The organism is Microbacterium sp. Y832 (genome assembly GCF_057669765.1).
In genome coordinates this window covers 437,062-459,125 of the sequence record NZ_JBYHFM010000001.1, presented here as the reverse complement: position 1 = coordinate 459,125, position 22,064 = coordinate 437,062, and the positions used below count along the sequence as shown (strand labels likewise).

The 22,064-nt window shown below is 69.8% G+C and carries 19 protein-coding genes; 8 read left to right on the top strand and 11 right to left on the bottom strand.

Features of this window, described 5'->3' with window-relative positions:
* Positions 1-3 precede the first annotated feature (3 nt).
* From AC25YV_RS01840 to AC25YV_RS01830, 3 genes are read left to right on the top strand one after another with little or no spacing between them, the layout of a single operon-like run.
* Complete coding sequence (locus AC25YV_RS01840; RefSeq protein ID WP_488122295.1) at positions 4-789, top strand: ABC transporter ATP-binding protein; 786 nt, start codon at positions 4-6, stop codon at positions 787-789.
* 38 nt (positions 790-827) lie between these two features.
* Positions 828-1,892, top strand: coding sequence for a M4 family metallopeptidase (locus AC25YV_RS01835; RefSeq protein ID WP_488122117.1), 1,065 nt, complete (start codon positions 828-830; stop codon positions 1,890-1,892).
* A complete protein-coding gene (locus AC25YV_RS01830) occupies positions 1,873-2,199 on the top strand; it encodes a protealysin inhibitor emfourin (RefSeq protein WP_488122116.1) in 327 nt (108 codons plus the stop codon). The genes AC25YV_RS01835 and AC25YV_RS01830 overlap by 20 nt, the downstream gene beginning before the upstream one ends.
* Here the strand turns inward: AC25YV_RS01830 and AC25YV_RS01825 are convergent.
* Both AC25YV_RS01825 and AC25YV_RS01820 read right to left on the bottom strand, forming a co-directional pair.
* Entirely contained in the window at positions 2,196-2,903 is a 708-nt protein-coding gene (locus tag AC25YV_RS01825; protein ID WP_488122115.1) for a uracil-DNA glycosylase, read from the bottom strand. The genes AC25YV_RS01830 and AC25YV_RS01825 overlap by 4 nt on opposite strands.
* Before the next feature lie 8 nt (positions 2,904-2,911).
* Entirely contained in the window at positions 2,912-3,700 is a 789-nt protein-coding gene (locus AC25YV_RS01820) for an SDR family oxidoreductase (protein WP_488122114.1), read from the bottom strand.
* A gap of 133 nt (positions 3,701-3,833) precedes the next feature.
* Here AC25YV_RS01820 and AC25YV_RS01815 point away from each other — a divergent pair, with 133 nt between their 5' ends.
* Together AC25YV_RS01815 and metX are read left to right on the top strand one after the other, a co-directional pair.
* Positions 3,834-5,156, top strand: a complete 1,323-nt coding sequence (locus tag AC25YV_RS01815; protein ID WP_488122113.1) for a bifunctional o-acetylhomoserine/o-acetylserine sulfhydrylase — start codon at positions 3,834-3,836, stop codon at positions 5,154-5,156.
* 62 nt (positions 5,157-5,218) lie between these two features.
* Positions 5,219-6,421 (top strand): homoserine O-acetyltransferase MetX, encoded by a 1,203-nt coding sequence (metX, locus tag AC25YV_RS01810; protein WP_488122112.1) that lies wholly within the window; start codon positions 5,219-5,221, stop codon positions 6,419-6,421.
* Here metX and AC25YV_RS01805 read toward each other — a convergent pair whose 3' ends face one another.
* From AC25YV_RS01805 to AC25YV_RS01785, 5 genes are read right to left on the bottom strand one after another with little or no spacing between them, the layout of a single operon-like run.
* Positions 6,422-7,162 carry an NUDIX hydrolase gene (locus AC25YV_RS01805; protein ID WP_488122111.1) on the bottom strand — a complete coding sequence of 247 codons (741 nt, stop codon included), beginning with the start codon at positions 7,160-7,162 and terminating at the stop codon, positions 6,422-6,424. It lies immediately after the preceding gene.
* Between the two features lie 33 nt (positions 7,163-7,195).
* Positions 7,196-8,410: an MFS transporter gene (locus tag AC25YV_RS01800; protein ID WP_488122110.1), complete on the bottom strand. Its 1,215-nt coding sequence runs from the start codon at positions 8,408-8,410 to the stop codon at positions 7,196-7,198.
* A gap of 47 nt (positions 8,411-8,457) precedes the next feature.
* Positions 8,458-8,772 (bottom strand): thiamine-binding protein, encoded by a 315-nt coding sequence (locus AC25YV_RS01795; protein ID WP_488122109.1) that lies wholly within the window; start codon positions 8,770-8,772, stop codon positions 8,458-8,460.
* Positions 8,769-10,001 (bottom strand): glycosyltransferase 87 family protein, encoded by a 1,233-nt coding sequence (locus AC25YV_RS01790; protein ID WP_488122108.1) that lies wholly within the window; start codon positions 9,999-10,001, stop codon positions 8,769-8,771. Before AC25YV_RS01790 ends, AC25YV_RS01795 begins: the two co-directional genes overlap by 4 nt.
* 32 nt (positions 10,002-10,033) lie before the next feature.
* Positions 10,034-10,858, bottom strand: coding sequence for an ADP-dependent NAD(P)H-hydrate dehydratase (locus tag AC25YV_RS01785; RefSeq protein ID WP_488122107.1), 825 nt, complete (start codon positions 10,856-10,858; stop codon positions 10,034-10,036).
* A 29-nt stretch (positions 10,859-10,887) separates the two neighbouring features.
* Here AC25YV_RS01785 and AC25YV_RS01780 point away from each other — a divergent pair, with 29 nt between their 5' ends.
* Entirely contained in the window at positions 10,888-11,961 is a 1,074-nt protein-coding gene (locus tag AC25YV_RS01780) for an NADH:flavin oxidoreductase/NADH oxidase (protein ID WP_488122106.1), read from the top strand.
* 27 nt (positions 11,962-11,988) lie between these two features.
* Here the strand turns inward: AC25YV_RS01780 and AC25YV_RS01775 are convergent, their stop codons facing one another.
* The 3 genes from AC25YV_RS01775 to guaB1 all read right to left on the bottom strand — a co-directional run bounded on the left by AC25YV_RS01775 (position 11,989) and on the right by guaB1 (position 15,998).
* Positions 11,989-13,047 carry a hemolysin family protein gene (locus AC25YV_RS01775; RefSeq protein WP_488122105.1) on the bottom strand — a complete coding sequence of 353 codons (1,059 nt, stop codon included), beginning with the start codon at positions 13,045-13,047 and terminating at the stop codon, positions 11,989-11,991.
* Entirely contained in the window at positions 13,044-14,375 is a 1,332-nt protein-coding gene (locus AC25YV_RS01770; RefSeq protein WP_488122294.1) for a hemolysin family protein, read from the bottom strand. The genes AC25YV_RS01775 and AC25YV_RS01770 overlap by 4 nt, the downstream gene beginning before the upstream one ends.
* 168 nt (positions 14,376-14,543) lie before the next feature.
* Positions 14,544-15,998 (bottom strand): GMP reductase, encoded by a 1,455-nt coding sequence (gene guaB1, locus AC25YV_RS01765; protein WP_488122104.1) that lies wholly within the window; start codon positions 15,996-15,998, stop codon positions 14,544-14,546.
* A gap of 173 nt (positions 15,999-16,171) precedes the next feature.
* Here guaB1 and AC25YV_RS01760 point away from each other — a divergent pair, with 173 nt between their 5' ends.
* Complete coding sequence (locus AC25YV_RS01760; RefSeq protein WP_488122103.1) at positions 16,172-19,873, top strand: multifunctional oxoglutarate decarboxylase/oxoglutarate dehydrogenase thiamine pyrophosphate-binding subunit/dihydrolipoyllysine-residue succinyltransferase subunit; 3,702 nt, start codon at positions 16,172-16,174, stop codon at positions 19,871-19,873.
* A gap of 59 nt (positions 19,874-19,932) precedes the next feature.
* Here the strand turns inward: AC25YV_RS01760 and AC25YV_RS01755 are convergent, their stop codons facing one another.
* A complete protein-coding gene (locus AC25YV_RS01755; RefSeq protein WP_488122102.1) occupies positions 19,933-20,595 on the bottom strand; it encodes a response regulator in 663 nt (220 codons plus the stop codon).
* 248 nt (positions 20,596-20,843) lie between these two features.
* Between AC25YV_RS01755 and AC25YV_RS01750 the strand changes: the two genes are divergently transcribed.
* Positions 20,844-22,013 carry a sensor histidine kinase gene (locus tag AC25YV_RS01750; protein WP_488122101.1) on the top strand — a complete coding sequence of 390 codons (1,170 nt, stop codon included), beginning with the start codon at positions 20,844-20,846 and terminating at the stop codon, positions 22,011-22,013.
* Positions 22,014-22,064: the final 51 nt, after the last annotated feature.

The window sequence follows — 22,064 nt, the reverse complement described above, 5'->3', positions numbered from 1 at the left end:
GTCCTGCTGCGCGGGCGCGGCCTCACCCGCCGGCACGCCGTGGCCAAGCAGACGCTGTTCGAGAGGCGCACATTCACGACGGCGCTCGATGACGCCGACATCGACGTGCGCGAGGGTTCGGCACTGGGCATCATCGGCGAGTCGGGGTCGGGCAAGTCGACGCTTGTGCGGCTGCTGCTCGCCCTCGACACCCCCACGGCGGGCACGGTCGAGTTCGACGGGCGCCCCGTCGATGCGCGGGCCTCAGCGCGGGCCCTGCACTGGCTGCGCCGCCAGACCGGGATCGTCTTCCAAGACCCATACGCGTCGCTGGACCCGCGCATGAGCATCGGCCGGATCGTCGGTGAGCCGCTGTGGGCGCTGGGCATTGAAGGAGACCGCCGCGCGCGTGTGCGCGATGTGCTCTCGCAGGTGGGGCTCGAGGCCGACATGACGGCGCGGTTCCCGCACGAGTTCTCTGGCGGCCAGCGGCAGCGGATCGCCCTCGCCCGCGCGATCGTGCACCGGCCGCGACTGCTGATCGGCGACGAACCGCTGTCGGCGCTGGATGTCACGGTGCGCGCGCAGATCCTCGCGCTCATCGCCGAGATGCGCGAACGCGACGGCCTCACCCTCGTGCTCGTCTCTCACGACATCGGCGTCGTGCAGAACCTCTGCGACGAGGTCATCGTCATGAAGGACGGCAGCATCGTCGAGGAGGGGCCGACCGAGAAGGTCCTGCTGCAGCCGCAGGTGTCGTACACGCGGCGACTGCTGGCGTCGATCCCGGTCATCGATCCCGGCGCCTGAGCTGCCTCGCTGTCGGGGGCGGGCGCTACTGTCGCACCATGAGAGCCATCGTCCCCCCGTATCTGCTCGCCCGCATCGCCGCGGTGCAGGAGCCGCAGTGGGCACGCGCCGCGGCCGCCGCCCGAGCGACGCTCCTCGCGTCGCGCGACTACCGGCCCCAGCGCACGCGGCTCGAGCTCTCGATCGACGAGAACGGCTCGCTCGTGTTCGAGACGTCGCCCGGGCCGGACCGCACGATCTCCGATGCTCAGAACCGCGAGACGCTGCCCGGAGTGCGCGTGCGCGGCGAAGACGACCCCGCGTCGGGCGACGCCGCCGTCGACGAGGCATTCGACGGCCTCGGCGTCACGTTCGATTTCCTGTGGGATGCCTTCGCCCGAAACGGCATCGACGGTCTCGGCGGCGCGCTGCTCGCGACGGTGCACTACGGCACCGACTACGACAACGCGTTCTGGAACGGCGAGCGCATGGTGTTCGGCGACGGAGACGGCGAGGTGTTCACGGGCTTCACTCGGTCGCTGACGATCATCGCGCACGAGATCGCGCACGGCATCGTCGAGTCGGCGGGCGGGCTCGAGTACCGCGACCAGTCCGGCGCGCTGAACGAATCCGTCGCCGACGTGTTCGGCGCCCTCGCCGAACAGCACCACCTCGAGCAGAACGCCGACGAGGCGACGTGGCTCATCGGCGAGGGCATCTTCACCGACGCCGTCCAGGGCCACGCGCTGCGCTCGCTCTCCGCGCCGGGAACGGCGTACGACGACGATGTTCTCGGTCGCGACCCGCAGCCGGCGCACATGCGCGACTTCGTCGTGACCACCGGCGACAACGGCGGCGTGCACATCAACTCCGGCATCCCCAATCACGCGTTCTACCTCGTCGCGACGGCGCTCGGCGGGCGGGCATGGGAGCGTGCGGGGCTCATCTGGTACCGCGCCCTCGTCTCGGGCACCGTGGGGCCCGACGCCGATTTCGTGACGTTCGCCGGCGCGACGGTGCGCGCCGCCGTCGCGGAGTACGGTGAGGAGTCAGAGGAGGTCGCCGCCGTCCGCACCGGTTGGTCGGGCGTCGGCGTCGACGCGGATGGAACACCCCCAGCTTGACCCGGCTCCGGTCGTCGAGGTCACCCGTACGGGCGGGATGGCAGGCCTGCGCCGTGCGTGGCGCGCCGAACCCCGACCCGACGAGGCACGCGTCCTCGTCGCGCTCATCGAGCAGTGCCCGTGGGATGCCGTGCCCGACGAGTGCGCTCCTTCTCACGGAGCGGACCGGTTCGTCTGGCACATCCACGCCCGCTGCGACGACGAGCGCGACCACACGGCCGAGCTTCCCGACGACGAGCTCACGGGCGCGTGGCGCGCACTCGTCGACGCCGTGCGCGCGTGGGGTCGCGCGTCGTCGGCGGGCTAACTCGCGCTCGCCGACGACATCACGCGCCAGTCGACGGCCTCCGCACCCTGCTGCTCCAGCAGCGCATTGGCGCGTGAGAACGGCCGCGACCCGAAGAAGCCGCGGCTCGCAGACAGCGGCGACGGGTGCGGTGACTCGACGACGGGCGTCGCACCGAGCAGGGGACGCAGGCCCGCGGCATCCCGCCCCCACAGGATCGCCACGAGCGGCGCATCGCGGGCGACGAGCGTGCGGATGGCGTGCTCGGTGACCCGCTCCCACCCCCAGCCGCGGTGCGAGCCGGCCTGCCCCGGAGCGACGGTGAGCACGCGGTTGAGCAGCATGACGCCCTGATTGCTCCACGCCGAGAGGTCTCCGTGCGGCGCGGGCGGCAGCCCCAGGTCGGCCTCGAGTTCGCGGTAGATGTTCGTCAGGCTGCGCGGCAACGGCCGCACATCGCTCTCGACGGCGAACGAGAGCCCGATCGCATGACCAGGCGTCGGATACGGGTCCTGCCCCACGATGAGCACGCGCACGTCGGCGAGCGGGCGCTGGAACGCGCGCAGCACCCGGTCCCCCGCGGGCAGGTAGCCGCGCCCTGCCGCGACCTCGTCGCGCAGCCGCTCTCCGACCGCCGCGATGTCGTCGGCGACCGGGGCGAGCGCCTCAGCCCATCCGGCATCCATCAGACCCGCTGCCGCGAGCTCGGGCAGTGTCATCGCCACCGCGGTGCTCAGTCGTCGCGGCTCGCGCGCACCGCGAGGGTGCCGCGCGCGAGCAGATGCTGTGCAGACTGCGCGACAGGGCGCATCGTCACGAGGTCGAGATTCACGTGACCGGGCGCATCGAGCGCGTACGCGATGACGTCGGCGACGTCATCGGCGGTGAGCGGATCCGGCACACCCTCGTACACGCGCTCGGCCGCGGTGCGATCACCCCCGAGCCGGTTGACGGTGAACTCGGGCGTGAACACCATGCCCGGCGCGATCTCGATGACGCGGATCGGCTCGCCGTTCAGCTCGAGGCGCAGCGCGTGCACGAGCATCGCCTCGCCGGCCTTGGTGGCGTTGTACCCCGCGCCGCCCGCATAGGCCTGCTGGGCGGCGGTCGAGGTGACGAACAGGGTGTCGGCGTGACCATCGGCTGCCGCTGCATCCCGCAGCAGCGGCAGGATCGCCGCGACCGTGCGCTGCGCGGCGAGCACGTTCACATCGAACATCCACTGCCAGTCCTCGACGCGGCCGTCTTCGACGCGATCGGTTCCGCGCGCGCCGCCGGCCACGTGCACGAGCGCGTGCACAGGACCCGTCTCGGCGAGCCAGTCGGCCAGCGCCGTGACATCACCGTCGCGGGTGAGATCCGCCGCGAACGCGGCCATGCCGATCTCGTCTTCGAGCCGAGCGAGCCGCTCGGCTCGGCGAGCCACCCCGACGACATCCCAGCCACGGGAGCGCAGCGCACGCGCCGCCGCCTCGCCGATCCCCGAACTCGCACCCGTCACGACTGCACGCCTGGTAACCATGCCTCCACGCTACTCGTGGTTGTTACGTAACATTTCTCGCTCGTTGGCGTGTGCCCGCCGCCGCCATACCCTCGGATGAGATCGCGACTCGCGTCGCCCCTTCACCGGCCACACCCGAACCACAGGAGCACTCATGTCCGCACCCGAGAACTGGCGCTTCGAGACCAAGCAGATCCATTCGGGCGCTTCGCCCGACCCCACGACGAAGTCGCGCGCGACGCCGATCTACCAGACCACTGCCTACGTCTTCGACAACACCGAGCACGCCGCGAACCTGTTCGCGCTCGCCGAGTTCGGCAACATCTACACCCGCATCCAGAACCCCACCCAGGACGTCGTCGAGCAGCGTCTCGCGGCGCTCGAGGGCGGGTCGGGTGCGCTCCTGCTCGCGAGCGGCCAGTCGGCGACGACGTTCGCGATCCTCAACATCGCGCAAGCCGGCGACCACTTCGTCTCGTCGAGCTCGATCTACGGCGGCACCTACAACCTGTTCAAGTTCACGCTCGCGAAACTCGGCGTCGAGGTGACCTTCGTCGACAACCAGGACGACCCCGACGAGTGGCGCCGGGCGATCCGTCCCCACACGAAGCTGCTGTTCGCCGAGACGATCGGCAACCCAAAGATCAACGTCCTCGACATCCGCACCGTGGCCGACATCGCCCACGAGAACGGCCTGCCGCTCATCGTCGACAACACGATCGCGACGCCGTTCCTCATCAAGCCGTTCGAGCACGGCGCCGACATCATCGTGCACTCGGCGACGAAGTTCCTCGGCGGGCACGGCACGACGATGGCCGGTGTCATCGTCGACGGCGGCACCTTCGAGTGGTCCAAGAACGTCGAGAAGTTCCCGGGCCTCACCGAGCCCGATGAGAGCTACCACGGCGCGAGCTACACGGCAGCCGTCGGCGACAGCCTCGCCTACATCATCAAGGCGCGCGTGCAGCTGCTGCGCGATCTGGGTCCCGCCATCGCGCCGCAGAGCGCCTGGAACCTCATCCAGGGCATCGAGACGCTGTCGCTGCGCATCGAGCGCCACGTGCAGAACGCGCAGGAGGTCGCCGAGTGGCTCGAGGGCCTCGACGACATCGCATCCGTGAACTACTCGGGGCTTCCCACGTCACCGTGGTACGCGGCGGCGAACACCTATGCGCCCAAGGGCGTGGGCGCCGTGCTCTCGTTCGAGCTCAAGGGCGGCGTCGATGCGGGCCGCGAGTTCGTCAACTCGCTCACGCTGTTCAGCCACGTCGCGAACATCGGCGACGTGCGGTCGCTCGTCATCCACCCTGCCTCGACGACCCACTCCCAGCTCACCCCCGAGGAGCAGCTCGCCGGCGGTGTGACCCCCGGCCTCGTGCGCCTCTCGGTCGGGCTCGAGAACATCGACGACATCAAAGCCGACCTCGAGCAGGCACTCGCCGCCGCCCGCCGCGTCTCGGAGGCCGCACGCGCCTGAACGGCAGAGCGGCGGCGTAACACGCGGCGGGAGGACGTCGCAGGCGGGAGAGAATGGCAGCCATGGACTGGCAGACCTCGGAGGACACCGTCCCCTCGGCCCCCGTCACCGAGGCGGATGCGCGGCTGCTGCTCGGCAGGCCGCCCGCGACGGGTGCGTGGCGCGACGGCGACCCCGTCGGCGACCGGCAGTTCGCGGCGTTCGGCGCGTTCCGCACCGAGGGCGGCGCGCAGCTGCCCGGCTACCGACTGGCGTACGAGACGTGGGGCGAGCTGTCGCCGCAGCGCGACAACGCCGTGCTCATCCTGCACGCGCTCACGGGTGACAGCCACGTCCGCGGCGCCGCCGGTCCCGGTCATCCCACGTCGGGATGGTGGGAATCGATCGTCGGCCCCGGCTGCCCGATTGACACCGACCGGTGGTTCGTTGTGGCCCCCAACATGCTCGGCGGATGCCAGGGCTCGACCGGCCCCTCGAGCATCGCGCCCGACGGCTACGAGTGGGCGGGACGCTTTCCGTACCTGACCACTCGCGATCAGGTCGCAGCGCAGGTGCCGCTGGCCGACGCCCTCGGCATCGACCGGTGGGCCGCCGTCGTCGGCGGATCGATGGGCGGGATGCACGCTCTCGAATGGGCGATCGGCCACCCCGAGCGCGTCGAGCGCCTCGCCGTGCTGTCGGCCCCGCCCATCAACACCGCCGACCAGATCGCCCTCAACTCGGTGCAGCTCGAGGCGATCCGGATCGATCCCCGCTTCCAGAACGGCGAGTACTACGACTCAGGCGACGGCGACGGACCGCATCGCGGGCTCGCGCTCGCGCGTCGCATGGCGCTGCTGAACTACCGTTCCCCCACCGAGCTCAATCAGCGCTTCCAGCGGTCGTGGCAGTCGGTCGTCAGCCCGCTGGGCCACGGCGGCCGGTTCGCGGTGGAGTCGTACCTCGACTTCCACGGCAACAAGTTCACGCGCCGCTTCGACGCCAACACCTACCTGACCCTCGTCGAGGCGATGAACTCGCACGACATCGGGCGCGATCGCGGCGGTGTCGAAGACGCCCTCGCGCGGGTCACGGCGCGCAGCCTCGTGCTCGGCGTCGACAGCGACCGGCTGTTCCCCGCCGACGGTCAGCAGCGCATCGGGCGCGGCATCCGCACGCTCATCGAAGACGGCGTCGTCGTGCTGGCGAGCGACTTCGGGCACGACGGCTTCCTCATCGAGACCGCCGCCGTCGGAGCGCACCTGCGGCGACTGCTCGCGACCTGATCAGCCGGCGCGCGTGTAGATCCAGGGCAGCGCGCCCACCTCGAGCCGGTGGCGTGCCGTACCGGGGTCGGCGGCATCCGGGTCGAACTCGGCGTCTTGGGGCCAGAGCAGGAACGGCCCGTTCGGGCCCTTTCGCGCAACGGAGTCGAAGCGCTGCAGTCCGGCCAGGCGCGCGGCTCCGAGCATTCCCTCGACCGAGATCTCGTGTTCGAACCCGTGCAGCGTCACCCACGTCGGCGGATACAGGGTGACCTCGCCCCGCGCGTGGCGTTCGAGCATGCTGCCGGGCCGCACCCACTCCGCAGCGACGGCTTCGTGCTCGGACAGGACGAGTTCGACATCGGATGCCGCCGCGACGAAGAACCACGTGCGGATACGGAGCGGGATGCCGGGCGGCGGATCCCAGATCGACAGCGGCACGAGCGAGGCGGCGGCGAGCGCGAGCCCCGTCTCCTCCCACGTCTCGCGCACGGCGGCGCGGCGGGCGACGTCCTCGTCCGGCTCGTCGTCGCTCGTGCGGTCCGCATCGTCGAGCTTGCCGCCGGGAAAGACCCACGCTCCGCCGAACGAGCCCCGGTCGGGGCGCTGGATCATGAGCACCTCGGCGCCGTCGTCGCCGTCACGCGCGACCACCACTGTCGCGGCGACGGGGATGTCGGGGTCGGCCGCGTCACCCGGGCGTCGCGCGCGGGCTCCGTCGACAGCGTCAGAGAGCACGCGTGCAGCTCGGTCGTCGGTCACCTGGCCAGCCTACGACGCCCGCGCCGCGGCGCCTCACCGCGCGCCGACCGACGTCCGCTCGAGCGAAAGGCTCACCACGGCGAGCGCGACCCCACCGACGGCGAGCAGGACCCCCGCCCACGCGGGCGCCGCGAAGCCCCAGCCCGCCGCGATGACGACGCCGCCGACGAAGGCCCCGATGCTGTTGCCCAGGTTCAGCGAGGAGTGGTTCACTGCCGCAGCGATCGACTGGTTGTCCTCGGCGACATCCATCAGGCGCGTCTGGATCGTGGGCACGAGCACCGATGAGACGAGCCCCGTGAGGAAGACGAAGATCCCGAGCGTCCAGATCCACTGCGACGTGAGCGCGACGAGCGTCAAGACGCACGCGAGGGCGATGAGCCCGCCGAGCATGGCGCGCTTGACGTCGAGGTCGGCGAGATGACCGCCGATGATGTTGCCGACCGTCATGCCGACACCCATCAGCACGAGCACGATGGGCACGACCCACGCCGGCGATCCCGTCAGATCGGTCACCATCGGCGCGACATAGCTGTACACGGCGAAGAACCCGCCGAAGCCGACCGATCCGATCGCGAGGGCGAGCCACACCTGGCCGATCCGGAACACCTTCAGCTCGGCACGGAAGGTGCGACCCGGGTCGGCGTCGTGCCGCGGCACCGACAGGGCGATCGCGATCGTGGCGACGGCGAAGATCGCCACGACGACGAGGAACGCCGCGCGCCAGCCCGCCTGCTGCCCGAGGAACGTGCCGAGCGGCACCCCCGCGACGTTCGCGAGCGTGAGGCCCGTCAGCACGAACGCGACCCCCTTGGCACGCTTGCCGGGGCCGAGCACGTCAGCGGCGACGAGCGCGCCGATGCCGAAGTAGGCGCCGTGCGGCAGGCCCGCGACGAAGCGCGACGCGGCGACGAGCTCGAAGGTCGGCATCACGAGCGTGAGGGCGTTTCCCACAGTGAGGGCGAGGGCGAGGGCGATCATGACGCGGTGGCGCGGGTACTTCGCGACCACGCCGGCGATCGTGGGAGCACCCACGACGACGCCGAGGGCGTAGAGCGTGATGAGCCAGCCGGCCTGCGCGATCGCGTCGTCCTGACTCGCCGACCAGGTCGCCGGCAGCAGATCCTGCGCGATGTCGGGCAACAGGCCCATGACGACGAACTCGGTCATGCCGATGCCGAAGCTGCCGATGGCGAGGGAGAGGAGCGCCCACCTCGCGGCCCCCCTCCTCAGCGGAGAGGAGATCACCGCGTCATGCTAGCGGGGACGCGGCGGCCCCGGCGAATCGTTGCGACTCAGTCGGTCGCGTCCGCTTCGAGCGCGGATTCGAGGCGCTCGACCTTGGCGTCGAGCTGGCCCGTCCAGCCCGGGCGGATGTCGGCCTTCAGTACGAGCGAGACGCGCGACCCGAAGGGCATGACGGCCTCGGTCGCGCGCCGCACGACATCGAACACCTCGTCCCACTCCCCCTCGATCTCGGTGAACATCGACGTCGTGCGGTGCGGCAGACCGCTCGCGCGCACGACGCGCACGGCGGCAGCGACGGCGTCGTGCACCGAGCCGTCGGCCGAGCCGGTGCCGCTGGGAGCGACCGAGAAGGCGATGATCATGGTGTTACCTCCGGTTGAGTGGAAAGAGCAGGCGATGTCGTGCGGCGGGCTGTCACCAGATGCACCAGCCGTCCGAGCGCCCAGACGAAGAGCACGACCAGCAGCACGTTGCGCACGGTGAGGATGCCGACGGCGACCGGTACAGCCGCGAGCACCTCGCCGTACGCGAGCGGGTAGACGACCTGCGTCAGCGCGGCAAGCAGGAGGCCGAGCGCGGCCGGGCGGCGCCAGCGGTCGCGCGCGATGACGAGGCCCACGGCGAGGGGCGCGATGAGCCACGTGAGGTACTGCGGCGAGCCGACCTTGTTGAAGACGATGAAGGCGAGCACGAAGGCCAGCGCAAGCGGCGGGAAGAGCGCGACGAAGGGCGTCCCCCGCCGCGCGGCGATCGCCCCGAGCACCGCGACGGCGGCGAGCACGGCGATCAGAAGCGGCGTCATGACGGCGATGACGACATCGACCTGAGGCCCCGTCACCTGGAACGTCAGGATGTCAGGGTCGTAGTAGACGGATGCACCGGGCGTTCGGGCCGCCGCGAGCCAGAGGTAGAACATGCTGACAGGTGCTTCGACCTGCAGACCCCGCCCCGTCTGCGCCGTCACGAAGCCGAGGGCGTGCGGTGCTCCGCCGAGTACGGCGACCGTCACAAGCGCGACGGCGCTCACGACGAGGGCCCCGCCGACGACTGCCACCCGGCGCCGCGCCGCGAAGAACGCGGCGGCCAGCAGGGCGGCAGGCCACACCTTGACCCACGTCGCGACGGCGAGCAGCACCGAGGCGAGCCACGGACGCTGGATGAGCCACAGGCATCCCGCGAGCGCGAGCGGCACCGTGATCGCATCGAGACGGTACATGCCCACAGGACCGAGCAGCAGCGCGAAGGCGAGCCAGAACCATGCGGCGAGCCGGCGTCCGCGTGAGCGGGCGCGTCCGACGAGCAGAGCGAAGGCGAGCCCGTCGCACAGCGTCACGAGCAGCGCCCACGCGATCTCGTATCCCGCGATCCATTCGAGCCCCTGCGCGGCCAGAAGGGGAATCAGCGCGACCGGCGGGTAGATCCAATCCTCGGCGATGCCCGGGATTCCGCGCCCGTCGAGAGCCTGCAGCGCCCACGGCTCGTAGACGAGGTACACATCGCCCATGGGCTGGTGGGGCATGACGAAGCCGAGCCACGCGACGGTGATGTGCACGAGCGCGAACGCGACCCACAGCCCTGCCCGCCTCGACACGCTCCCATCGTAGGTGGTGACCACCGTGGCGCTCAGGAGCGCGCGAGCAGGTCGCCGACGACGCGCGGCAGCGCTGCGGCGACATCGAGCGCTGTGAGGGGTCCACCCCGCGGGCCGAGAGCGGATCCCGCGACCTGCGCGGCGCGACCGTGCAGCCACACGGCAGACGCTGCGAGGTGCGGCAGCGGCGGCGCGGAATCCGGCACCGCGTGAGCAGCAGCGACGAGGGCTCCGAGGACGCCGCCGAGCACATCGCCCGTTCCGGCCGTCGCGAGCCAGGGCGCATCGACCTCGACGGAGATCACCTCGATGCCGTCGGCGATGAGCGTCGTCGCGCCTTTGAGCAGCACGACACCCCCCAGAGCGCGCGCCGTCTCGGCGACATCTCTGCGCCGATCGCCCGTGCCCTCGCCGAGGTCGAGCGAGCTGCGCAGCGCAGAGTGCTCCCGCGCGTGCGGGGTCACGATGAGGGGTGCCGTCGCACCCGGGGCGAGGTCCAGCGCGCCCGCGTCGAGCACCACGGGGTCGGTCTGCGCCAGGATTCCGCGGATCGTCGATGTCTCGGCAGGGTAGCGGGTCGCGGAGTCGGTGCCCGAGCCGATGAGCCACGCCTGCACGCGCCCCGGTGCCGTGACGGTCTCGGGGCGCCGCGCCAGCACCTGATCAGCGGCCACGCCGAAGTAGCGCACCATTCCCAGGCCCGTGCGCCATGCCGCCTCGACGCCGAGCACGGCCGCACCGGGGTACATCTCCGACCCGGTGCGCACGCCCAGCACACCCCGGGAATACTTGTCATCGGAGCGCGTGGGCATGCGCACGACGCCGACGACGTCCTGCTCGGTCCACTCTCGAGCCATGCCGACACCCTATCCGCGGAGCCCTCCCCATGACCCTGTTGTTCTCTCCTCTTACGATCGGCCGCCACACGGCGCGCAACCGGCTGTGGGTGGCGTCGATGTGCCAGTACAGCGCCGTCGACGGCCTGCCGCAGGAGTGGCACCACGTCCACCTCGCTCAGTTCGCCTCGGGCGGGGCCGGCATCGTCATGGCCGAGGCGACGGCGGTGTCGCCCGAGGGGCGCATCTCACCCGACGACGCGGGGCTGTGGAACGACGAGCAGCGGGATGCCTGGGCACCGATCGCCGTCGCGATCCGCTCGCGCGGCGCACTCGCGGGCATTCAGCTCGGGCACGCGGGCAGGAAGGCCTCGACGTGGTCGCCGCTCATCGTGGGCACGCGCGGCAGTGTGAGGCCGAGCGACGGAGGATGGCGCACCGTGGCGCCGTCGGCGATCGCGTTCGACGGCTACGCCATGCCGGATGCGCTCGATGTCGCGGGGATCGACAAGGTCGTCGCCGACTTCGCCGGTGCCGCGCGACGCGCAGCCGAGGCGGGGTTCGATGTCCTCGAGATCCACAGCGCTCACGGCTACCTGCTGCACCAGTTCCTCTCGACGCTGGCCAACCGCCGCGATGACGACTACGGCGGATCCCTCGAGAACCGCGCTCGCCTGCTGCTGCGCATCGTCGACGCCGTGCGCGCCGAAACCCCCGATGTCGCACTGGTCGTGCGCCTGTCCGCGACCGACTGGTCGGCCGGCGGGTGGAGCGTCGAAGAGACGGCGACCGTCGCGGGTTGGTGCGCCGACCGCGGCGCGGATTTCTTCGACATCTCCAGCGGCGGCGCGGTGGCCGTCGAGCGCATCCCGGTGGGCCCCGGCTATCAGGTGCCGCTCGCGGCGCACGTGCGGCGCGAAGCGAGCGTGCCCGTGAGCGCGGTGGGCCTCATCTCCGACGGCGCGCAGGCCGAGGCGATCCTGCAGGCCGGCGACGCGGATGCCGTCATGGCCGCGCGCGAGTGGCTGCGCGACCCGCACTTCGCGCTGCGCGCGTCGGTCGAGCTCGGCGTCGACCTGCCGTACTGGCCCGCGCAGTACGCCCGCGCCCGCCGCACCCTCTGAGAGGCGGCGGGCGCCAGGCACCCGCTGTCAGTAGCTGCGGCGACGCGTCGCGTCCTGCACCTCGCCGATGAGCTCTTCGATGATGTCCTCGAGGAACAGCACCGCCGTCGTCGTGCCGTCGGCATCGCGCACGCGCGCGAGGTGGCGACCCGCCCGGCGCATGACGGCGAGTGCGTCTTCGAGATCGGTCGTCTCGAGCACCGGCACCATGTGGTGGATGCGCTTGGCCGGAAGCGGGCGGGCGACCTCGGTGGCGGCATCCGGTCCTTCAGCGACACGCAGGATGTCCTTAAGGTGCACATAGCCGACCGGTTCACCCGAGTCATCGACGATGACGTACCGCGAGAAGCCGTGCTTGGCGACCGCGCGCTCGATCTCGGCGGCCGTCGTGCGCTCGGGCAGGGTCACCAGGCCGTCCAGCGGCACGGCGATGTCCTTCGCCTTCTTGTCGGTGAATTCCAGTGCCGCCGAGACGGCGCCCGATGTGTCATCGAGCATGCCCTCGATGCGCGACTGGTTCACGATCGTCGCGACCTCGTCGAGTGTGAATGTCGAGGCGGCTTCGTCCTTCGGCTCGACGCGGAACAGGCGCAGCACGTGGTTCGCGACCCAGTTGAGAGACACGATGATCGGGTAGAAGATCTTCGACACCCACACGAGCGGCGTCGCGAGCATGAGCACGGCGCGGTCGGGCACCGAGAAGGCGAGGTTCTTCGGCACCATCTCGCCGAACACGACGTGCAGGTACGACACGATGAGCAGCGCGATGATGAACGCGATGACATCGACCGTGCCCGCCGCGAGGCCCGTCAGAGCCAGCGGCTCGGCGAGCAGGTGGTGGATCGCCGGCTCGGACACGTTGAGGATCAGCAGCGAGCAGATCGTGATTCCGAGCTGACTCGTCGCGAGCATGAGCGTCGCATGCTCCATCGCGTACAGCGCGGTCTTCGCCGAGCGCGAGCCCTTCTCGGCACGCGGCTCGATCTGGGAGCGCTTGGCCGAGATGACGGCGAACTCGGCTCCGACGAAGAAGGCGTTGACGATGAGCAGCACGAACAGCCAGGCGATTCCGGCCCAATCGTTCATCGACGATCACCCCCTTCTTCCGTGGAGGGCGCAAGGGGTGTTGGCGCGGGTGTGAAGCGGATGCGGTCGACGCGGCGCCCGTCCATCCGCTGCACGTCGATCGTGCCGTCCTCGGTCTGCAGCGAGTCGCCCACGACGGGCACGCGCTCCAGAACGCTCATGACGTAGCCGCCCACGGTGTCGTACACATCTCCCTCGGGGATCCGGATGCCCGTGCGATCGAGCAGTTCGTCGGGTCGCAGTTCACCGGGGAAGATGACGCTGTCCTGCAGGCGCACGACACCGGCCCGGCGCCGGTCGTGCTCGTCGAGCACCTCGCCCACGATCTCTTCGACGAGGTCTTCGAGCGTCACGACACCCGCCGTGCCGCCGTACTCGTCGACGACGATGGCCATCTGATAGCCCCGGGCGCGCAGTTCGGACATGAGGACGTCCAGGTGCACGGCTTCGGGCACGCGCAGGGGTTCGGTCGCGAGCGCAGCGGCGGGCACGTCGCGTCGGCGCTCGCGGGGCACCCCCACGGCGGCTTTGAGGTGCACGATGCCGGTGATGTCGTCCATCGACTCGTCATAGACAGGAAAGCGGCTGTGGCCCGTGCGGCGCGCGAGCTGGATGACGTCTTCGGCGGAGTCGTCGGCGGCGAGCGCATGGACACTCGGCCGGGGCGTCATGACGTCGGACGCCGACAGCCGCGCGAAGGTCAGGGTGCGATCCAGCAGCGAGGCGGTGTCCTCTTCGAGCACGCCGGCACTCGCCGAGCGACGCACGAGGCTCGACAGCTCCTCAGCGGTGCGCGCGCCGGACAGCTCTTCCTTGGGCTCGATGCCCATGGCTCGCAGCACGCCGTTGGCGCTGCCGTTGAGCACGACGATGGCGGGGCGGAAGACCGCGGTGAACGCCGTCTGGAACGGGATCACGAGCTTGGCGGTCTGTCGCGGCACGGCGAGGGCGAAGTTCTTCGGCACAAGTTCGCCGACGATCATCGACAGCATGGTCGCGAAGACCACCGCGACGACGACCGCGAACGGGCTCGCGAACCCCTCGGGCCACCCCCACGCCGCGAAGACCGGGCGCAGCAGGTTCGAGATCGCCGGCTCCATCGTGTAACCCGTGAGCAGCGTCGTGAGCGTGATGCCCAGCTGCGCGCTGGACAGGTGCGTCGAGGTGATCTTCAGCGCGCTGATCGTCAGCGACAGGCGCGTCTCGCCGGCTGCCCGGCGCTTCTCGAGCTCAGCGCGGTCGAGGTTGACCAGGGCGAACTCGCTCGCGACGAACAGGCCGGTCCCGATCGTGAGCAGGAGCCCCACGCCCAAGAGGACATAGTCCATCACGTGTCACCCCTCTTCGAGCGGTGTACGGGAACGTGGGGCGTACGTCTACTGGGGGGGTCGTCCATCGTGCGCGCAAGTCTACGTGACAGTTGTCTCAGCCGCGCCAGTCTCGGCACCGACATTCTCGGCGCCTGGCGGTGCACGAAGCAGCAGACCTCCCGCGCCTCACCAGCTCACGGGGAGCGCCTTGCCCTCCTCGTAGCCCGCGGCGGACTGCAGCCCCACCCGAGCTCGCGTGTGGAACTCGGCGATCGTCGCCGCGCCGGCGTACGTGAGCGAGGAGCGCACGCCCGAGGTGATCATGTCGAGAAGGTCTTCGAGCCCGGGGCGGAGCGCATCGAGGTAGATCCTCGACGACGAGATGCCCTCGGCGAACAGCTCCTTGCGGGCCAGCTCGTACGGGTCGAGCCGCGCGAAGCGCGAGTGCACGGCCTTGGTCGAGGCCATCCCCCACGACTCCTTGTAGGCCCGTCCCGATTCGTCGACGAGCAGTTCGCCGGGGGCCTCGATCGTGCCGGCGAACCACGAGCCGATCATGACCGACGCCGCACCGGCGGCCAGCGCGAGCGCGACATCGCGCGGGTACCGGACTCCCCCGTCGGCCCACACCCGGGCGCCGACGACGCGGGCGGCCTCAGCGGTCTCGAGCACGGCAGAGAACTGCGGGCGCCCGACCGCCGTCATCATGCGCGTCGTGCACATCGCGCCGGGGCCCACGCCGACTTTGAGGATCGTCGCGCCCGCCGCGACGAGGTCGTACGCCCCCTCGGGAGTGACGATGTTTCCCGCCACGAGCGGCAGGCCGAGGTCGAGCTGCGCGACGGTGTGGAGCGCGCGCAGCATGCCGTCCTGGTGTCCGTGGGCGGTGTCGATGACGAGCACATCGACGCCCGCGGCGACAAGGGCCTTCGCCTTTGCGGCGACATCGCCGTTGATCCCGATGGCGGCGGCGACGATGAGCCGCCCGTCCCCGTCGACGGCGGGGCGGTAGATGGTGGAGCGCAGGGCGCTGCGCCGCGAGAGCGTGCCGACGAGGCGGCCGTGGTCGATGACGCAGACCGTCTCGGCTTCAGCGGCGACGATGAGGTCGAACGCGTGCCGGGCGTCCTGCACCGACTCCGCGTCGATGGATGCCACGCGGTGGCGGGCGAGATCGCCCAGGCGCGCGTCGGCGAGCGCCGTGGCGAGCCGGGTCGCCGGCACGACGCCCAGGATGTCGTCGACGTCGATCGACGTCGATGCGCGGGCCACGACGATGCCGTGGCCCTCCGTCGCCGGCAGCAGGCGCAACGCGTCGGCGACGGTCGCCTCGGGGGGCAGCACGAGGGGGGTGTCCCACATCACCGGCTGCGCCTTGACCCACCTGATGGCGGCATCGAGCTCTTGCAGCGGCATGTCCTGCGGCAGCACGCCGAGGCCGCCACGCCGGGCGAGGGTCGCGGCCAGTCGCGCGCCCGTGACCGAGTTCATGTTCGCCGACACCAGCGGAATCGTCGCACTCGTGCCGTCGCCGGGCGAGAGATCGACATCGAGCCGACTCGTCACCGCCGACCGGCGGGGCAGGAGGAAAACGTCCGAATACGTCAGATCGACCGCTGGCTGTTCACCGTAGAACTCCATGTGCACCGAGGGTAGTGACTGTTCCTGAGCGTGAAAGATGAGAGGTTTTTCGCGGAAGCCACGCCGTGACACCGAGTTCGGCTACTCAGACTGGGTTAGGCTTGACAGTCGTGCGCGCGATGTGTTTGGCGCCACATCTTCACCACTTCACCGATGAAAGCAGGCGATCGAGAGTGTCGACTCAGGCGACGGGCACCGGGGTTTCGAACGAAGGAGAGTTCGGGGCGAACGAGTGGCTCGTCGAGGAGCTGTACGAACAGTTCACCATCGACCCCAACTCCGTCGACAAGGCGTGGTGGCCCATTCTCCAGGACTACCGACCCGCTGGTGCGGGCGCCCCCTCGACAGCGACGGACCACGTCGCCTCACGCCCGGCAGGTGACGAACCCGCCCCGCTCACGGCTCCGATCCCCGTCATCGGATCGCAGCCGGTGGCGAAGACGACCGCCCGGCCCGCCGCCGCGCAGCCGATCCCCGCGCAGGCGCCCAAGGTCTCGCCGGCAACGGTCGAGCCCGCTGCCGACGACTCGGAAGTCGAGGACAAGATCACGCCGCTGCGGGGTCTTCCCAAGACCCTCGCCGCCAACATGGATGAGTCGCTCACGGTCCCGACCGCGACGAGCGTGCGCACGGTGCCGGCGAAGCTCATGATCGACAACCGGATCGTGATCAACAACCACATGGCCCGCACGCGCGGCGGCAAGGTGAGCTTCACCCACCTCATCGGCTGGGCGATGATCCAGGCGCTCAAGCTGTTCCCGAGCCAGAACGTCTTCTACGCAGAGGTCGACGGCAAGCCGTCGGTCGTGGCGCCCGCGCACATCAACCTGGGCATCGCGATCGATATGCCCAAGCCCGACGGCTCACGAGCGCTGCTCGTCCCCAGCATCAAGCGCGCCGAGACGCTGACCTTCAACGAGTTCCTCGCCTCATACGAAGACCTCGTCAAGCGCGCCCGCGCCAACAAGCTCACGGCTGCCGATTTCCAGGGCACCACGATCTCGCTCACCAACCCCGGCGGCATCGGCACGGTGCATTCCGTCCCGCGTCTGATGAAGGGCCAGGGGTGCATCGTGGGCGCCGGCGCCCTCGAGTACCCGGCCGAGTTCCAGGGTTCGAGCGAGAAGACGCTCGTGAACCTCGGCATCGGCAAGACGATCACGCTGACGAGCACCTACGACCATCGCGTCATCCAGGGTGCCGGATCGGGCGAGTTCCTCAAGATCGTGCACGAGCTGCTCACGGGCCGGCGCGACTTCTACCAGGAGATCTTCGCCGCCCTGCGCATCCCGTACGACCCGATCCACTGGGCGAACGACATCAACGTCGATCTCGCCGAGCGCGTCGACAAGACGGCACGCGTGCAGGAGCTCATCAACTCGTTCCGAGTGCGCGGTCACCTGATGGCCGACACCGATCCGCTCGAGTACGTCCAGCGGACGCATCCCGACCTCGAGATCGAGAGCCACGGGCTGACCTTCTGGGACCTCGACCGCGAGTTCGTCACGAACGGATTCGGCGGCAAGCGGCAGATGAAGCTGCGCGATGTCCTCGGCGTCCTGCGGGACTCGTACTGCCGCACGATCGGCGTCGAGTACATGCACATCCAGGACCCGACCCAGCGCGCGTGGTTCCAAGAGAACCTCGAGGTCAAGTACCAGAAGCCCGGCCACGACGAGCAGATGCGGATCCTCGACAAGCTCAACCAGGCCGAGGCGTTCGAGACCTTCCTGCAGACGAAGTACGTCGGCCAGAAGCGCTTCAGCCTCGAAGGCGGCGAATCGCTCATCCCGCTCCTCGACGAGATCCTCCAGGGTGCCGCTGCCGCGGGCCTCGAGGGCGCCGCGATCGGCATGGCCCACCGTGGCCGCCTCAACGTGCTCACCAACATCGCCGGCAAGACGTACGGCCAAGTGTTCCGTGAGTTCGAGGGCTCGGTCGCGATCGGCTCCAAGAGCGGCTCGGGTGACGTCAAGTACCACCTCGGCACCGAGGGAACCTTCGTCGCCGACGGCAAGCAGGAGCTGCCGGTCTACCTCGCCGCCAACCCGTCGCACCTCGAGACCGTCGACGGCGTGCTCGAGGGCATCGTCCGCGCGAAGCAGGACCGCAAGCCCATCGGCACGTTCGCGTGGCTGCCGATCCTCGTGCACGGCGATGCGGCTTTCGCAGGCCAGGGCGTCGTCGTCGAGACGCTGCAGATGTCGCAGCTTCGCGGCTACCGCACGGGCGGCACGATCCACGTCGTGGTGAACAACCAGGTCGGCTTCACGACGACGCCGCAGGATGCGCGCACGTCGGTGTACGCGACCGACGTCGCCAAGACGATCCAGGCCCCCGTCTTCCACGTGAACGGCGATGACCCCGAGGCCGTCACCCGGGTCGCGCAGCTCGCGTTCGCCTATCGCGAGCGGTTCCACCGCGACGTCGTCGTCGACCTCGTCTGCTACCGCCGTCGCGGTCACAACGAGGGCGATGACCCGTCGATGACGCAGCCGCTCATGACGAACCTCATCGAGGCGAAGCGCTCGGTGCGCCGCCTCTACACCGAGGCTCTCGTCGGTCGCGGTGATATCACCGAAGAGGAATACGAGAAGTCGAAGCAGGACTTCCAGCACCGCCTCGAGATCGCCTTCACCGAGACGCACGAAGCCGAGACGGGATCCAACCCGATCATCATGGATGCCGAGGCCCCGGCCCCCGTCGGCGAGCCCGAGACCACCGGGGTTTCGCGCGATGTCGTGCACCTCATCGGCGACGCCTTCGTCAACAAGCCCGAGGGCTTCACGGTCCACCCCAAGCTGCAGCAGCTTCTGGACAAGCGCCTCGACATGAGCCGCAACGGCTCGATCGACTGGGGCTTCGCCGAGCTGCTGGCGTTCGGCTCGTTGCTGCTCGAGAAGACCAACGTCCGTCTCGTCGGTCAGGACGCGCGCCGCGGCACCTTCGTCCACCGCCACGCCGTGCTGCACGACCGTGCCAACGGGCAGGAGTGGATCCCGCTCGCCAACCTGGGCGGCGACCAGGGCCGCTTCTGGGTGTACGACTCGCTGCTGAGCGAGTACGCCGCGATGGCCTTCGAATACGGCTACTCGGTCGAGCGTCCCGACGCCCTCGTGCTGTGGGAGGCCCAGTTCGGCGACTTCGCCAACGGCGCCCAGTCGGTCGTCGACGAGTACCTCTCGTCTGCAGACCAGAAGTGGGGCCAGCAGTCGAGCGTCGTGCTGCTGCTCCCCCACGGCTACGAAGGCCAAGGACCCGACCACTCGTCGGCGCGCATCGAGCGCTACCTGCAGATGTGCGCGCAAGACAACATGACGGTGGCGCGGCCCTCGACGCCCGCCTCGTACTTCCATCTGCTGCGCCGTCAGGCGTACGCCCGCCCTCGTCGGCCGCTCGTCGTCTTCACCCCGAAGGCGATGCTGCGACTGCGGGGCGCGACGAGCTCGGTCGAGGACTTCACCACCGGGCGCTTCGAGCCCGTGCTCGACGACGTGCGCGGCCTCGACAAGAGCGCCGTCACGCGGGTGCTGCTGCACTCGGGCAAGATCCACTGGGATCTGAAGGCCGAGCTCGATAAGAACCCGAACCCGTCGATCGCGCTCGTGCGCCTGGAGCAGTTCTACCCGGCCCCGATCGACGAGCTTCAGGCCGTCATCTCGACGTACCCCGACGCCGAGCTCGTCTGGGTGCAGGATGAGCCCGAGAACCAGGGCGCGTGGCCGTTCATCGCCCTCGACGTCGTGCCGCAGCTGAACGGACGCACGATCCGTCGCGTGTCCCGCCCCGCCGCCGCGTCGACCGCGACCGGCTCGCCCAAGGTGCACGCGACCGAGCAGGCCGCGCTCCTGCAGGAGGCACTCGCGAAGGACTGATCCGCAGAGATCCAAGAAAGGCCGCCCTCCGGGGCGGCCTTTCTGCGTATGGTTGCCGGTCAGTCCAACCGCACCACGCCGGCGCGCACGGCGCGGATCAGAACCTGCACGCGGTCTCGCACGTTCCACTTCGCCATGATGTTGCTGAGGTGGGACTTCACGGTTGCTTCGGACACACTCTCACGTCGCGCGATCTCGCCGTTGGACAGGCCCTGTGCGAGCAGCTCGACCATCTGAGCCTCGCGAGGGGTGAGTCGCTCTTCAGGCGAGAGAGCGGCGGCAGGGGTGGCCGAAGACGCCTCGACGATCGTCGAGACGAGGAGCGAACTCACCGCGGGCGACAGGACGCGCAGTCCCCGGTGCACCTCGCGCACCGCCGAGACGATGTCCTGCGGGTCGGAGTCCTTGAGAAGGTAGCCCGTCGCGCCGGCGACGAGCATCGGCAGCACGGTCTGCATCGTGCCGAAGGTCGTGACGGCGAGCACCTTGGTCTCGGGCACCTCGCGGGTCAGCTGCGTCGTCGCGGCCACGCCGTCGAGCTTCGGCATGTGGATGTCCATGAGCACGACATCGGGCCTCAACGTCCGGGCCTGCTCGACCGCATCGGCACCGTCGACGGCTGTTCCGATCACCTCGATGTCGTCGGCCTCGTCGAGGAACATCGTCAGCGCACGGCGGAGAAGGAACTCATCATCGGCAACGAGGACGGTGATCGAGGCCACCCGCCCATCATATGGGCGGTGAAATGTCGTCCCACCCCCTACAAAAGTCGCAGGCACCCTCGGCGTGCGTCGGATGCGGCGCGTCCCGGCGGCCCGCGAGAATCACCGTAGGCCTCGAGCACCCGAGCTGAGAGGAGGAGACCCTATGTTCACCACGTCCATCTGGAGCGCGATCTGTCGTCTCATCGGCGCCTGCAGCTGACGGCTGCGCCGCGACGGGGTGCCTCCGATTTCAGGATAATGAAGCGGTGACCCGCCCCTATACAGCGCGTGCGCGCCCACTGTCTCGCACCGTGGGCGCGCAACGGCCCACGCGCGTCGAGCGCGTCGCGGTCATCGGCGTCGTGACGGCGGCCGTCGTCGCCTCTCTGCTGCTGTGGGCGTTCGACGGGTTCGACGACCCCGTGTCGTTCGTCTTCGACGTCCTTCTCACGCTCGCGTTCGTCCCGCTGCTGTGGAACGCGACGCTGACCGCACTCGCCCTGTTCGCGCTCATGGCGTTCTCGCCGTTCGTCGACGAGCAGCAGGTCGCACTCGTAGGGCTCGCCATCGGCTGCCTCGTGGTTGTGCGGTATTGCCCCGCACCCATGCAGGCGGCCTATCTCGTCCTCTTCTTCACTGCGGCCGCCGGGGTGCACCGCTTCGATCAGCGCCCGGACTCCGTTGCGATGTTCAGTGCCGTGCTCATCGTCGCCGCCGGGGCGAGCGCCGTCGGAGTCGTGCTGCGCGCCCTCGAGGCCCGCGCCGGCCGCATCGGCGATGAACTCGTGGATGCTCGGCGGATGAACGTCGAGCTCGTACGCGAGGAGCGGCAGCGCATCGCCGATGACCTGCACGATGTCGTTGCGCACGACCTCACCGTGATCGCGATGCACGCACGGCTGCTGGACCGCACCGATGATCCCGACGAGCGATCACGCTCTCAAGAGGCGATCCTCGCGTCGGCGAAGCAGGCCCTGGTCGATCTGCGCCGCGTCGTGGATCTCGAAGCAGACGCGCGCGAAGAGTCGGCGCGCTTGGCGGACCATAGCGTCGAGTCTGCGGTCGAGGCTTTCCGCTCGCAGCTCGACCAAGCGGGTTACGACGTCGCGGTCCGTGTGGACCCGGCGGCGACCGTTGAGCTCGACCTCCTGACGGTGAGCGCCATCGAGCGCATCATCCGCGAAGCCGCGACCAACGTCATGAAGCACGCGCCTGCTCCGCAGCGCGTCGAGCTGAGCGTTGCCGCGGATCCGGATGAGGGCATCCTGCTGCACGTCAAGAACACCGTCTCCGCCACGGTCAGCGCACCGAGGCTGCCCGGCAGCGGTTACGGCACGGCGCGCATGCGCGAGCGCACGGCATTGCGCGGGGGTGCCTTCTCAGCGGGCCCGCACGAGGGTGACTGGCTGCTCGAGGCCCGATTCCCCCCGCACTGACCCCCTACTTTCGTCGCATTGTCCCCTTGAGGACGGCTTCGTACGCTCAAA

Excerpts from the sequence above, each read along its gene's own strand:
- metX (WP_488122112.1), top strand. The coding sequence starts at position 5,219 with ATGGACTGGCAGACCTCGGAGGACACCGTCCCCTCGGCCCCCGTCACC.
- guaB1 (WP_488122104.1), bottom strand. The coding sequence starts at position 15,998 with ATGGAGTTCTACGGTGAACAGCCAGCGGTCGATCTGACGTATTCGGAC.
- AC25YV_RS01830 (WP_488122116.1), top strand. The coding sequence starts at position 1,873 with ATGGAACACCCCCAGCTTGACCCGGCTCCGGTCGTCGAGGTCACCCGT.
- AC25YV_RS01835 (WP_488122117.1), top strand. The coding sequence starts at position 828 with ATGAGAGCCATCGTCCCCCCGTATCTGCTCGCCCGCATCGCCGCGGTG.
- AC25YV_RS01820 (WP_488122114.1), bottom strand. The coding sequence starts at position 3,700 with ATGGTTACCAGGCGTGCAGTCGTGACGGGTGCGAGTTCGGGGATCGGC.
- AC25YV_RS01785 (WP_488122107.1), bottom strand. The coding sequence starts at position 10,858 with ATGGCTCGAGAGTGGACCGAGCAGGACGTCGTCGGCGTCGTGCGCATG.
- AC25YV_RS01815 (WP_488122113.1), top strand. The coding sequence starts at position 3,834 with ATGTCCGCACCCGAGAACTGGCGCTTCGAGACCAAGCAGATCCATTCG.
- AC25YV_RS01775 (WP_488122105.1), bottom strand. The coding sequence starts at position 13,047 with ATGAACGATTGGGCCGGAATCGCCTGGCTGTTCGTGCTGCTCATCGTC.
- AC25YV_RS01780 (WP_488122106.1), top strand. The coding sequence starts at position 10,888 with ATGACCCTGTTGTTCTCTCCTCTTACGATCGGCCGCCACACGGCGCGC.
- AC25YV_RS01795 (WP_488122109.1), bottom strand. The coding sequence starts at position 8,772 with ATGATCATCGCCTTCTCGGTCGCTCCCAGCGGCACCGGCTCGGCCGAC.
- AC25YV_RS01770 (WP_488122294.1), bottom strand. The coding sequence starts at position 14,375 with ATGGACTATGTCCTCTTGGGCGTGGGGCTCCTGCTCACGATCGGGACC.